13 protein-coding genes are annotated in these 11,988 nt (G+C 67.3%); 7 read left to right on the top strand and 6 right to left on the bottom strand.

The window, feature by feature from the left end:
- Positions 1 to 748 precede the first annotated feature (748 nt).
- Positions 749 to 1,522, bottom strand: coding sequence for a maleylpyruvate isomerase family mycothiol-dependent enzyme (locus tag AC1DWT_RS45225; RefSeq protein ID WP_477925770.1), 774 nt, complete (start codon positions 1,520 to 1,522; stop codon positions 749 to 751).
- 38 nt (positions 1,523 to 1,560) lie between these two features.
- Here AC1DWT_RS45225 and AC1DWT_RS45220 point away from each other — a divergent pair, with 38 nt between their 5' ends.
- The 5 genes from AC1DWT_RS45220 (at position 1,561) to AC1DWT_RS45200 (ending at position 7,098) form a co-directional block, all read left to right on the top strand.
- Positions 1,561 to 2,475, top strand: coding sequence for a transposase (locus AC1DWT_RS45220; RefSeq protein ID WP_477925772.1), 915 nt, complete (start codon positions 1,561 to 1,563; stop codon positions 2,473 to 2,475).
- A 210-nt stretch (positions 2,476 to 2,685) separates the two neighbouring features.
- Positions 2,686 to 5,007: an arylsulfatase gene (locus AC1DWT_RS45215; RefSeq protein ID WP_477925769.1), complete on the top strand. Its 2,322-nt coding sequence runs from the start codon at positions 2,686 to 2,688 to the stop codon at positions 5,005 to 5,007.
- Positions 5,008 to 5,075: 68 nt separating this feature from the next.
- Entirely contained in the window at positions 5,076 to 5,507 is a 432-nt protein-coding gene (locus AC1DWT_RS45210; RefSeq protein WP_477925768.1) for a hypothetical protein, read from the top strand.
- A gap of 371 nt (positions 5,508 to 5,878) precedes the next feature.
- Positions 5,879 to 6,532, top strand: a complete 654-nt coding sequence (locus AC1DWT_RS45205; RefSeq protein WP_477925771.1) for a hypothetical protein — start codon at positions 5,879 to 5,881, stop codon at positions 6,530 to 6,532.
- A 152-nt stretch (positions 6,533 to 6,684) separates the two neighbouring features.
- Entirely contained in the window at positions 6,685 to 7,098 is a 414-nt protein-coding gene (locus AC1DWT_RS45200; protein WP_477925767.1) for a DUF1622 domain-containing protein, read from the top strand.
- Between the two features lie 443 nt (positions 7,099 to 7,541).
- On the opposite strand, the gene AC1DWT_RS45195 is transcribed toward AC1DWT_RS45200, so the two are convergent.
- The 5 genes from AC1DWT_RS45195 to AC1DWT_RS45175 all read right to left on the bottom strand — a co-directional run bounded on the left by AC1DWT_RS45195 (position 7,542) and on the right by AC1DWT_RS45175 (position 11,008).
- Complete coding sequence (locus tag AC1DWT_RS45195; protein WP_477925766.1) at positions 7,542 to 7,871, bottom strand: hypothetical protein; 330 nt, start codon at positions 7,869 to 7,871, stop codon at positions 7,542 to 7,544.
- Positions 7,868 to 8,134, bottom strand: coding sequence for a hypothetical protein (locus AC1DWT_RS45190; protein ID WP_477925765.1), 267 nt, complete (start codon positions 8,132 to 8,134; stop codon positions 7,868 to 7,870). Before AC1DWT_RS45190 ends, AC1DWT_RS45195 begins: the two co-directional genes overlap by 4 nt.
- Before the next feature lie 432 nt (positions 8,135 to 8,566).
- A complete protein-coding gene (locus AC1DWT_RS45185; protein ID WP_029537907.1) occupies positions 8,567 to 8,839 on the bottom strand; it encodes a GlsB/YeaQ/YmgE family stress response membrane protein in 273 nt (90 codons plus the stop codon).
- A gap of 163 nt (positions 8,840 to 9,002) precedes the next feature.
- Positions 9,003 to 10,046, bottom strand: a complete 1,044-nt coding sequence (locus tag AC1DWT_RS45180) for a YncE family protein (protein WP_477925764.1) — start codon at positions 10,044 to 10,046, stop codon at positions 9,003 to 9,005.
- A 26-nt stretch (positions 10,047 to 10,072) separates the two neighbouring features.
- A complete protein-coding gene (locus tag AC1DWT_RS45175) occupies positions 10,073 to 11,008 on the bottom strand; it encodes a DUF1259 domain-containing protein (protein WP_477925763.1) in 936 nt (311 codons plus the stop codon).
- 200 nt (positions 11,009 to 11,208) lie between these two features.
- Between AC1DWT_RS45175 and AC1DWT_RS45170 the strand changes: the two genes are divergently transcribed.
- Together AC1DWT_RS45170 and AC1DWT_RS45165 are read left to right on the top strand one after the other, a co-directional pair.
- Positions 11,209 to 11,724 carry a Chromate resistance protein ChrB gene (locus tag AC1DWT_RS45170; protein WP_477925762.1) on the top strand — a complete coding sequence of 172 codons (516 nt, stop codon included), beginning with the start codon at positions 11,209 to 11,211 and terminating at the stop codon, positions 11,722 to 11,724.
- Positions 11,721 to 11,988 (top strand): chromate resistance protein ChrB domain-containing protein (locus tag AC1DWT_RS45165; protein ID WP_477925761.1); only part of this gene is annotated, 268 nt, incomplete at its 3' end. The genes AC1DWT_RS45170 and AC1DWT_RS45165, both read left to right, overlap by 4 nt.

The following is an 11,988-nucleotide window of genomic DNA, read 5'->3' as shown; positions in this document are numbered from 1 at the left end:
GGTCCATTCCCGTTGCCGTCGATCGAGTCGCTTCGCTCCTCTGAGTTTCCGAGATTAGGTTCTCACCTGCGTTTTTGCTCGTCCAGTTCGATCCGGTTCCCCACACCCCAACGAGGCTGGGGAGGCGGGAGGGTACGCCCGACCCGCCGCCCACTCGCCTTCCCGCGCCACTCAATGTCATACCCACAGCCTACCACCCCCCCACGAACAACCCAAAACAGTCGAAAATCTTTAAAATCCCAAAACTGTTGATCTACAACAGATTACGAACCTTACAAGCTGAACTTTGTGCACATCACTTGTAAAGATTTGTTCTCCAAATGATTACTCAAATATGTTGCAAATCAACAGCTTTCAAAACCGCCTCAAAACCGGCCTAAACAGACACCCGCGTGCCCGCCGACACCCCACACCCCCCGGCGCCGGCACTCCCCCGACAACACGTCGCCGGCACCCCCACATCACAAACCGGGAACATGCCATCACACCAGGTCACAGCACCATCACACCCACACGGACCGATTAAGGCTTGCTCACCGTGTACCCGAGCTAGTCCGCCAACAGGTGCAGCAGTTCCTCCGCCGTGGGCAACGAAACCTCGTCCATCCGATCGAGGATCGCGTCGCACGCGTCGCGGTCCTCGCACATGCGCACTCGGAGCCGCGCCGCCGGGTCTGGTAGCCGTCGTTGGCGGCGACGAACTGGGCTAGCAGCCAGCTGCGGCATCGAAAGCCGTCCGCCGGCACCGTCAGATGCGCACGGACTCGACCATCGCCCGGGCGATCGACGGCTCCCCGAAGATCTGCAGCGACTCGAGCGGACGCCGATTCCACACTGCGAGGAGCAGATCCTGCGTCGAACCACGCAGCGCAACATCCCCTTTCGTGTGCTCGTTCGTCACGGCCGGACCATCGTCCTCGAACTCGATCGACCATTCGGCGCCCGCGGTGTCGGTTCCGTGCAGGTGCACCGTCCGGCCGCGCAGCTCCTCCGGCACACCCGTGCGCCCGAGAGAGCGCGTGAGCATGAACCGCGCCCATTCGTCGACGCCGTCGGCGGCCACCGCGGCGTCGGCCGGTTCGGGTTCGGGACCGCCCGCCGCGTGCACGGCGTCTGCGGCATCGAATCGGTGGACCGTCGTCTCGTGTGCCTGCCGCCGCGCCCACCAGCCAGCGGTCCCCGGCCCGACGAACGTCGGCCTCGGCTCGTCGGGATCGACCCGGTCGAATTCGGCGAGCAGGCCGTCGAGCACGGTCAGGTACTCGGCAAGGCACTCCGGCCCGTGGGACATCTCGCGGTCGCGCCGGATTTCGCCGATTGGGGTGCCGGGCGCGGCTCGGAGCACCGCCGTCACCCACGAATGCACCTTCCCGATGTGCCGGACCACGTGTTCGAGTGTCCACCCCGGGCACGACGGGACGGGCGCCGCGAGAGAGTCGGCGGGCATCTCGGCGATGCGTTCCCCCTCGACCCTCACGATGGAGACGAACTGCTCGGGCGTGACAGGCGTTGCTGCGTTCACTCGATCACCGTAGCCGCTGAGGTCTACGCGAACCGGGAATCGAGAACGCCTCCGGGCTCGGCCACCACCTGGCCCAGTGGCTCGTCGCGGCAGGCGACGCGGTCGTCGACGTGCCCTCCACCGCGACCGCCCGGGTGCGGCAACTCTCCCGCGGCAGCGGCCGCAAGAACGACCGCATCGATGCCGCCGCGGCCGCGTGCGTCGCCTTCACCCAGGGCGACTACCGCCGAGTCACCGCCGAGGAACACTCCGACACCCTCCGGGTGCTCGACGAGCGCCGCAGCGACCTCGTCACCCAGCACGGACGGATCCGGAATCAACTCCACGCGGTGATGCGGGAACTCCAACCGGGCGGCATCGCCACCTATCTCGACACCGAGCTCGCCGCCGTCACGCTGCGCCGCATCCGACCGACCACGGCGGCAGATGAGATACGCCGAACCATCGGCCTCGAGATGATCGGCGACCTGCGCCGACTGCAGTTCCAGATCGATGATCTGGAAGTTCGGATCAAGACCGTCCTCGACGAATGCGGTTCGACCCTGCAAACCATTCATGGTGTCGGACCGATCATGGCCGGTCGCATCCTCGCCCGCACCGGTGACCCCTACCGGTTTCCCACCGAGGCCGCGTTCGCGGCGTATACCGGCACCGCACCGGTCGAGATCGCTAGCGCCGACCAGTCCCGGCACCGACTGTCCCGGTTCGGCGACCGCACATTCAACTCCGCCATCCATGTCGTCGCCCTGAGCCAGGCACGGGTCCCCGGCGACGAGGGGCATGCCTACTACCGGCGCAAACTCGACGAAGGTAAGACCGCCCGCGAAGCCCAACGCTGCCTGCAGCGGCAGGTTACCAAGGCGCTGTGGCGCACCATGCGCCGCGACGAAACCCGCCGCCTCCGTGCGTCCGGACGCCCTCCTGACGGTGTCCCGATCACCGCCCCGGGATGAAAATCTTCACCGGACGGGCTCGCCGGGACGGTGCTGGTCGGCGAGTTCGGGTCGCCGGCCGGTGATCGGGACGTGCCAGGCGAGGGTTCTTCCGTCCGCAAAGGATCATCGCGGGACCGACGGATTCGTGCTGTGATTGGTTGTGTCAGACGGCGCTGCCGGTCTGGGTCACGGCGCCAAATCTTGGTACGCCTTCGAAAGGGCAGAACGATGGGCATCATTGCCGATCCGATCCCCGGTGGCGACACGCTGCCATTTCCCCCACCCCCGTCCGGCAGCATCGCCGGACGCACCATGCAGGAATCGGTGTACCGGCCGACGCCGAAGAAACGCCGACTGCCCGAGGCCGCACCCAATGTGCTGATCGTGTTGATCGACGACGCCGGACCCGGACTCCCGGACACCTTCGGCGGCGAGGTCCGCACCGACACCCTGACCCGGATCAGCACCGAGGGGGTGTCCTACAACCGGTTCCACACCACCGCGATGTGCTCACCGACGCGGGCGGCGCTGCTGACCGGCCGCAATCACCACCGCGTCGGCAACGGCCAGATCGCCGAGTTTTCCAACGACTGGGACGGCTACTCCGGGCACATCCCCCGCTCCAGCGCCACCGCCGCGACGGTCCTGCGGCACTACGGCTACAGCACCGCCGCGTTCGGCAAGTGGCACAACACCCCCGCGGAGGAGACCACCGCCGCCGGACCGTTCGCCAACTGGCCCACCGGGGTGGGCTTCGACTACTTCTACGGCTTCCTCGCCGGCGAGGCCTCCCAGTACGAACCCAACCTGGTCCGCAACACCACCATCGTCGCGCCCCCGAAGACCCCGGCGCAGGGCTACCACCTCAGCGCCGACCTCGCCGACGACGCGATCGACTGGCTCCGCAAACACAAGGCGTTCGAGGCGGACAAGCCGTTCTTCATGTACTGGGCCAGCGGCTGCCTGCACGGGCCGCACCACATCATGAAGGACTGGGCCGACAAGTACGCCGGCAAGTTCGACGACGGCTGGGACGCCTACCGGCAGCGGGTCTTCGCCCGCGCCAAGGACAAGGGCTGGATCCCACCCGAGGCGGAACTGACCGACCGCGACCCGACGATGGCCGCGTGGGACGACATCCCCGACGACGAGAAACCGTTCCAGCGGCGGCTGATGGAGGTCGCGGCCGGGTTCGCCGAACACTGCGACGCCCAGGTCGGTCGCCTCGTCGACGAGGTGGACCGGCTCGGCTACGGCGAGAACACCCTGATCTTCTACATCTGGGGCGACAACGGCTCCTCCGGTGAGGGACAGAACGGGACCATCTGCGAACTGATCGCCCAGAACGGCATCCCCACCACCGTGGAGCAACACATCGCCGCCCTCGACCAACTCGGCGGACTCGACGTGCTCGGGTCCCCGAAGACCGAGAACCAGTACCACGCCGCGTGGGCCTGGGCGGGCAGCACCCCGTTCAAGGGCATGAAGCTGCTGGCCTCGCACCTCGGCGGCACCCGCAACCCGCTGGCGGTCCGCTGGCCGGCCACCATCACCCCCGACCCACAGCCGCGCGAGCACTTCCTGCACTGCAACGACGTCGTCCCCACCATCTACGACATCGTCGGGATCACCCCACCCCGGATGGTGGACGGCTTCCCCCAGGACCGGCTCGACGGTGCCGGGTTCGCCGAGACCCTCCTCGACCGGGACGCGCCCGGCGGCAAAACCACCCAGTACTTCGAGGTCATGGGCAGCCGCGCCATCTACCACGACGGCTGGATGGCGTCGGCGTTCGGGCCGCGGGTGCCGTGGCTGCCCGGCCTGCCGCCCGGCATCACCGACTGGACCCCCGACGACGACGTCTGGGAGCTGTACCACCTCGACGAGGACCACACCCAAAACCACGACCTCGCCGCCGAGCACCCCGGCAAGCTCGCCCAGCTCAAGGAGATCTTCGCGATCGAAGCGGCGAAGAACAACGCCCTGCCGATCGGCGGCGGCCTGTGGGTGCCGATCATGCACCCGGACCAACGCATCACCCCGCCCTACACCCGGTGGGAGTTCCCCGGCCCCATCACCCGGATGCCCGAATTCTGCGCCCCCAAATTGGGCAACAAGAACAACCACGTCACCCTCGACGTCACCGTCCCCGACCACGCCAGCGGTGTCCTCTACGCGCTCGGCGGCGCCGGCGGCGGCCTGACCTGCTACCTCGACGACGGCCGCCTCTGCTACGAATACAACCTGTTCATCCTCATGCGCACCAAGATCCGAGCGGAAACAGCAGTGGCCGGTGGCCGCAGAACCATCGAGGTGATCACCGAATACACCGAACCCCGCCCCGGCGGGCCGCTGCACATCACCGCCTGCGTCGACGGCAAACAGGTCGCCGACGGCGTCGTCCCGATCAGCGTGCCACTGATCTTCACCGCCAACGAATGCCTCGACATCGGCAGCTGCCTCGGCTCCCCGGTGTCCCTCGACTACGCCGACCGCACCCCGTTCCCGTTCACCGGCCAGATCGACACCATGCGCGTCGAGTACACCTGACCGCGGGTGGCATTGTGGCTGATCCTCCTCCGCAGCTTCCACCTCAATTCGAGCTGCTGTACCGAGCCGTGGCGAACCGGCGGCTGCACTACGAGAGGCTGCTCTGGCAGGTGCCGTCGCTCAGTCTGACCGCTCAAGCGTTCCTGTTCAATATCGCGCTGAATCAGAACAACAGCGCTGCGGGCCGGATCGGCGGCGCGTCGCTCGCGCTGGTCTTGGCGCTGCTCTCGCTCGGGCTCATGGCGAGTCACCGCCGCGCCCTGCTCACGGATACAGAATGGTTGGAGCGCTTCGAGCAGCAGGAACTGCGCGCCGGCGAGTGGGCCGCGCACGGTGCGGCGTTCTCGGGGGTGCCGCCGGCCGCATCGGACCTGGACGCCGGGTGGGTCGGCAAACTCTCGCTGAACCGCATTTTCCGAGCCTGGATCGCCGGTATCGGCGTGTTCGCCATCTTTGCCGTCCTGGTGATTATCAAGACGCTCGTCACCGTCGTCTTCTGACCGCTGCTCCACCAGGCAACCGGCTGCCACGGGGTAACCGGGTGCTGTGGCCGGGGGCAGGGTGCCCGCGGCGCAGGTCGCGGAGGTGCCCGCCACCGCCGAGAAGCGGTTGTCTCTGCGACCGCTTCGACGACACTTCCGCCGTCGGCGTCGGCTACCAGCTAGCTTCGTCGGCAACAACGAACCACCGCCGGGAACCAACGGTTCATCAACCTTGACGACTGCCGATCACGGCGACAGAGCGCCACCCCGCCGCGGCGCCGGCGGCTACCGGGCAGCGGCGGCCGTGCGCCGGTTGCCGCTGCGTCGCGGTGCACGGCAGGGGAACTGCCTGCTGGTTCCCGCACCCTCATTCGGTCATGATTGAACCCATGGCCGATCCGCGCAGCAGGGTCCAGTTCCAGCCGCTGCGGACGCCGCGGTCCGCGGCGATCGCGGGCATCATCTTCGGGGTACTCTTCGCCACCAGCATCATCCTGCTGGCCACGGCGGTCCCCGCCACCACCGCGGCGCCCTGGGTCCGCGGCGGATCGAAGATCACCACCGCCCTGTTCCTCGTCCCCATCGCGGGCATCGCGTTCCTGTGGTTCATCGGGGTCCTCCGCGACCGGTTCGGCGACCTCGAGGACCGCTTCTTCTCGACCGTCTTCCTGGGCAGTGGGCTGCTGTTCCTCGCCATGACGTTCGTGTCGATGGCCATCGCGGGCGGGCTCCTGGCCGTCTCCCGGAACGCGAACGTTCCCCAGGACGACATCGTCTATTTCGGGCGGGAGGTGACGCTGCACATCAACAACGTCTACGCGATACGCATGGCCGCGGTGTTCATGATCTCGCTGGCCACGATGTGGTTGCGCACCGGGCTGATGCCGCGATGGTTGGTGATCGCCACCTACCTGCTCGCACTGAGCCTGTTGCTGGTTGTCAGCTTCAGTATCTGGGTGGTGCTGGTCTTCCCGGCGTGGGTGATCGCGGTCAGCGTGTACATCCTCGCCACCGATCACCGGCAACCAAGCGATCCGGGCTGAGACCGGTGGTGGCAGCGCGCGGTGTCTGGCCGAACTCGATCTCCGCCGCCGGCGGCGGGCTGTGCTGCGCGCCACGCTGCCCGGTTTCGCACCTCGTCAGATCGTGCCACTGATTCGGAAGCCGTCCACGCACTCACACGAAATGGACCGACATGGACACTGTCAGATTCTTCGAGCTGACGACGGACTCGTTCGAAGTGTTGGGTGTCCTGTCGATGGTGATCGGGTTTCTCTTCGCCTTCGTGCTCGCGGCGTGGACCTGGAGACGAACAGGCGACGGCGGTCGGGCGTTCACCACCCTGCGTCAATCACTCGGAGGAGCGATCCTGCTCGGTCTGGAACTACTGGTCGCGGCGGACATCGTCAAAACCGTCACCTCCACGCCCTCGCTGACAGACGCGGCCGTCCTGGGAATGATCGTGCTGATTCGCACGGTGCTGAGCGTGTCCATCGAAATCGAGATCGACGGAGTCGCACCCTGGAAGAAGGCGTTCGTCACCGGCCCCCAGGTCCTCGCACAGGCAACACGTCAATCCACACGGTCGCAAACCCACCCGGACCAGTGAGGACCCGCGCCCTGGTAATGCCGGTGGCGGCTGGTCCAGCACGCCGCGGCGGGAAGAGGCCAATGCTCGCCGCACCGCGCAGTCGGAGCCAGGATCGAACCCGGCAAATAATGGCGGCTTGCACACCGGACCCGTACGGGTTCAACGCGGCGTACGACCGAGAATCCGGGAACCCGCACGGGTTTGAAGGTAGGAGATCGGGTGCTCTTGCACCCTGAAGGCAAGTCGGTATTCAGCATCCTCAGTCTCGAGGACGATCACGCACTGATCGAGTCCACAATCGAGGCGCCAGGAAAATTTCCGTTCAGCATCCGAGTGAAGTACCTCGTGCCTGCGCCATGAGCCCTCAGGTCGACGAGGCGGCGTCGCAAACAGGCCCACGGCCCCGATTAGACACAGAACGGCCCCTGGACAGTCCAGGGGCCGTTCTGGTGCGTGCGCGGTCATCTCCACGGGGTTTGGCTGTCTCGGTCTCGGAGGATCTGGTCAGCCAGGCGGTACACCGCCTCCTCGTCGGGGATCCCGAACCGGGTGGCGCTCTCGCGGGCCGCGATGAATGCGCTGGTCTCTTCGCCTCGCTGCGCGCGGTCTCGGTCCAAGAACGCCTGGCGTGCCTCTGCGAGGTCCTCGAGCACCGCCCATTGGAAACGGTCGAGGCTGCCGGCGATCTCGTCGATGCGCGATCGCTCCGATTGGCGGGTACGCCACCGGTCAGCCAGCTCCGATCCCCCGAGCAGTACAGCGAAGACCATGGCGCAGACCGCAGTGATCATTTCGCACCTCTTCGTACGACTGCGGGTTTCTTCGGTTCATTGGTGACCGCGACCAGGGCGACGGTCGCCACGATCGCGATAACGACGGCCAGCAGCAGGGGCAGCGAGACCTCCTTCGCGGTCACCGCCCCGACAGCCGCGGCCGCGAAGGCGAGCACCGCAAACAGCCACAGGGCGCGGGCCGCCACCGCCTGATGCTTGATCTGGGCGGCCGAGCCGCCGACGACCAGCAGGGCGCCGAGCCAGAGGGTCCAGGTGGTCATGGGTGTCGCGGGTCCTTCCGACGTTCGGCGAATCTCGTGGGACAGGGTGTCATGCCGGCGGTGGTCCAGCCGGGCGCACCCGCGCCATCGCCGGCGCCGTCCGTACCGGTCTCGCGCGCGGTGACGATCCTGACAGCATCGAAGAGCGGATCCGGTGTGCCGAAGCGGCCGGACTTCCCCTCACCCTCTGGTAATCCCGCAGGTGCCATGCACTGTCCGCAGGGTGTGCGAATCCCAGGTCCAAAAACACTTCCTACCTCGTCAGAGCGTCGCGAGGACGTAGGAGAGGATGAATCCGGCGGTAGTACTCAAGGCGACCGTCGGGCCGCCTTTCTCGTAGGCCTCGTGAACAGCACCCGATGGGCCTCCGGTGGGGACCAGTTGGGGCTTGTCGTCGGTGAGCTGCGTCCCGAGGCCCCTTGCGGGGTCGCTTTAGTGGTGTACGCGGCGACCGGTGACGGCCTTGACGATGAACAACAGGATCACCGCGCCGAGGAGGCAGGTCAGGAAGCTGAAGATCAGCCCGCCGCCTTCGACGTCGACACCGAGCAGTTTGAGGAGGAATCCACCGAGCAGTCCGCCGGCGATGCCGACGACGATGTTGAGGAGAATGCCCATCTGAGCATCGGTCTTCATGATCTTGCTGCCGATCCAACCGGCCAGTCCGCCGATGATGATCCAGCCGATGATTCCCAGTCCGAGCATCGTGGGGTCCTTTCCTGGGGCGCCCTCGAGGTGGTCTTGGGTGCCGTGGCCATCGAGCGGGGTGTCGACAACTCTTGGTGGAGTGGATACCCCGATGAGGTCCTCGAGAAGCACCGTTGGTGGTGTGCACGTCTGCGTCGTGATCACTCACGGTGGTGTGGGATCAGGGATTCGGAGCCTGTTCGAGGAGGGCGGGACGGCCGCCGGTTCCGTCGGGAATCGGGTAGTAGGTGTGGCCGGTGTTCGGGTCGACGACGACGACGTGTGCGCCGTCGGCGAGGTGACCGGATCCGAGTTCGGTGAGGTGTCCGCCCTGTTGGTCGAGCACGCTGACGGTGCCGCTCTCGGATGCGACGTACAGGCGTTGCGCTCCTTGGTCGTAGGCGAGGACATCGGGGTGTTTGCCGACCCCGGTGGTGCCAGTAACCTGCCAGCTGTCGAGGTCGACGGTGAGCAGGGTGGCGTTGTCCTCGCAGGCGACGAACGCGAGCCGCGCCTGCGGGTCCAGGGCGAGGCCGTGGCCGCCGCGGCAGCCCGGCGTCGGAAGCCGGCGGGTGACGGTCAGAGCCTGTGGGTCGATGGCGGCGAGATCGCCCTTCCCTTGCACGGCGACGAGCATCTGGTCGGCGACCGGGTCGTAGGCGACGTTGCCGACATCGCCGCCGAGGTCCACGGTGCCGCGTACCTGTGCGGTGACGGCGTCGATCACGGTTTCCGATCCGCCGGATTCGTTGGTGGTCCACACCGCGCCGCGTGTCGGGTCGTAGGCGATCCCGTCCGGGTAGTCACCGGTCGGGGCCTGCCCGAGCACCGCGGCGGTGTCCTCGTCGAGGATGACCAGCCGGTTGTCGCCGGTGGCGGTGACGTAGACCCGGCGCAGCTCGGGAACGACGAGGACACCGTGCGCCTGGGACAGGTTCGGGATCGTCCGGACGACCTGCCGGGTGTAGACGTCGACTTCGATGACCTCGCTGGCGCCGAGGTGGGCAATGAACAGCAGTCCCCGCTCGGGGTCCAGACTTCCGTAGTCGAAGCGTGAATTGTCGCCGGGGAGAGCGATTTCCGCGACCGGGTGCAGCGGCAGCGGGCTACTGTCCGGCGATGATGGCTCGGAGATACACGCGCCGACCAGGGTCGACGCCACAACGAGTGCGGGCAACAGCCGGGCTGGTCTCGGGCTGCGCCGGTCACCGGTGCGGGTGTCCATCCGGCTCCCTCTCTGCTTCTGGATGGTCAGGTTCCGGGCGTGACGTGGGTGGCCGAGATCGCCTCGCGCATCGTGGTGGCCAGGGGGACGCTGTCGCCGACGGACCAGAAGTGCAGGTAGAACAGGCGGGGCTGTTCGTCGAGGGTGTGGTTATGGACCTCGACGACGTCGATGCCGCCGCTGCGCAGGGCGCCGATCACGTCTTGGATCTCGTTGCCGGTCATGACGATGTCGCCGTTGATCGCGGCCCGGCCTCCGCCGAGGGGTTGGAAGTTGATGCCGGTGGTGACCCCGAGGGTGGGCGGCAGCACATGCCCGTTTTCCTCGATCGTGTCCTGGCGGGCGATGGTGAATTTGTAGATGCCGCCGTCCGCGGTGCCGTGCCGTCCGAGGGCGGTGTCGATGGCGGCGGTGTCCAGGTCGATCGGTGGTTGCTGCGCCGGGGGTGCTGTGGCCGGGGGAATCGGGGTGGCGTCGAGGGCGGCCCGGATCCCCTGGGCGAGGCCGGCGGGGTCGCCCATCGCCATCACGTGGGTCCACCACACCGGTGGGGTCTGCTCGAGGAGGTGTTTGTGGATCGCGGTTTGGGCGATGCCGTGGGCCTGGAGCGCGTCGGTGACCTTGGGTAGTTCGTCCTCGGTGACGACGAGGTCTCCCATCACCAGGGTGGCGTCGTCGTAGCGGGCGAAGGCGGCGTAGCCACCGAGGGACAGACCTGGCTTGACGGTGACGCCGCGGGAGACCACGTTCAGGTCCGTGCGGGGCAGGGAGACCCGGTAGACGGTGCCGTCGTCGCCGAGCTTGCCGGTGCGGCCGAGGGTATCGGTGACCGGGGCCCAGTCCGCGTCGGTGGTCTGGGCCGGCGCCTGCCCGGATCCTTGTTGCGCCGAGGTCGGGCCGCTGGTCGTGGAGGTGCTGGTGTTCCCGCAGCCGGCCACCGCGAGGACGAGCGTCGTGGCCATGAGCAGGGACCGAAATGGTGTGACCTGCCGATGGTGATGCATCCGTGCACCTCTTCGTCGTCTCGACAGCCCTCCCGAACGATGGCCACTTTCACGGTAACCACGGTTACAGTACGGCGTCCAGGGTCGATGCCCGGGCAATCGGCGGCAGGTGCGATCACCGGTGGACATCCAATTGAAACCGTGGTTACATCACGGTGGTGGAACCAGAACCGGCACCAGGCGACCGCCCGGACGAGTGGGTGATGCTGGCGTATCGCATCCCCCGGGAGCCGTCCACGCCGCGGATCGCGGTGTGGCGCAAGCTCCGCAAATACGGGGTGTTCCAGCTCGCGGACGGGGTGGTGGTGCTGCCCGCCTCCGCCCGCACTCGTGAGCAGTTCGACTGGGTTGCCGAGGAAGTCGTCGAGGCGGGCGGGCAGGCGGAGGTGTGGACAGCCGCCCCTACCACCAAGGCCCAGCGGGACCGGATGCGGGCGAAGCTGTCGGAGGATCGGGGCGCCGAGTACGACGAGCTCACCGATGCCGCCGAGGCCGCACGCTCGGCGCCCGATCGCGCCGTCCGGGAGAAGAAGCTGGCCCAGCTGCGCCGTCGCCTCCGGGAGATCGACAAGCGCACCTTCTTCCCCACCACACCGCAGCGGGACGACGCGGAGGCGGCACTGAGAGAGTTGGCCGCGGACCGGCCCGGCGCGGATGCGCAGGTCCAGCGATGAAATGGGCAACCCGCGCCGGGATCCACATCGACCGCGCCGCCTGCGCCTGGTTGATCCGCCGCAACATCGACCCGGACGCGCAGTTCCTGTGGGTCACCGACCCGGCGGACGTCCCGGCGGAGGCGACCGCGTTCGACATGCGCGGGGTCGAACTGTCCCATCATCACGGGGATTGCAGCTTCGAGACGATCCTGCGCCGCTACGAGATCACCGACCCGGTGTTGTGGGTGCTCGCCGAGATCGTGCACGAGGCCGACATCGAGA

It is taken from the genome of Rhodococcus sp. P4_B6 (assembly GCF_056402215.1).
Note: the sequence above shows the minus strand (reverse complement) of the source record. Positions and strands in the feature narration are given on the sequence as shown.

Excerpts from the sequence above, each read along its gene's own strand:
- AC1DWT_RS45180 (WP_477925764.1), bottom strand. The coding sequence starts at position 10,046 with ATGGACACCCGCACCGGTGACCGGCGCAGCCCGAGACCAGCCCGGCTG.
- AC1DWT_RS45205 (WP_477925771.1), top strand. The coding sequence starts at position 5,879 with ATGGCCGATCCGCGCAGCAGGGTCCAGTTCCAGCCGCTGCGGACGCCG.
- AC1DWT_RS45190 (WP_477925765.1), bottom strand. The coding sequence starts at position 8,134 with ATGACCACCTGGACCCTCTGGCTCGGCGCCCTGCTGGTCGTCGGCGGC.
- AC1DWT_RS45200 (WP_477925767.1), top strand. The coding sequence starts at position 6,685 with ATGGACACTGTCAGATTCTTCGAGCTGACGACGGACTCGTTCGAAGTG.
- AC1DWT_RS45215 (WP_477925769.1), top strand. The coding sequence starts at position 2,686 with ATGGGCATCATTGCCGATCCGATCCCCGGTGGCGACACGCTGCCATTT.
- AC1DWT_RS45175 (WP_477925763.1), bottom strand. The coding sequence starts at position 11,008 with ATGGCCACGACGCTCGTCCTCGCGGTGGCCGGCTGCGGGAACACCAGC.
- AC1DWT_RS45195 (WP_477925766.1), bottom strand. The coding sequence starts at position 7,871 with ATGATCACTGCGGTCTGCGCCATGGTCTTCGCTGTACTGCTCGGGGGA.
- AC1DWT_RS45185 (WP_029537907.1), bottom strand. The coding sequence starts at position 8,839 with ATGCTCGGACTGGGAATCATCGGCTGGATCATCATCGGCGGACTGGCC.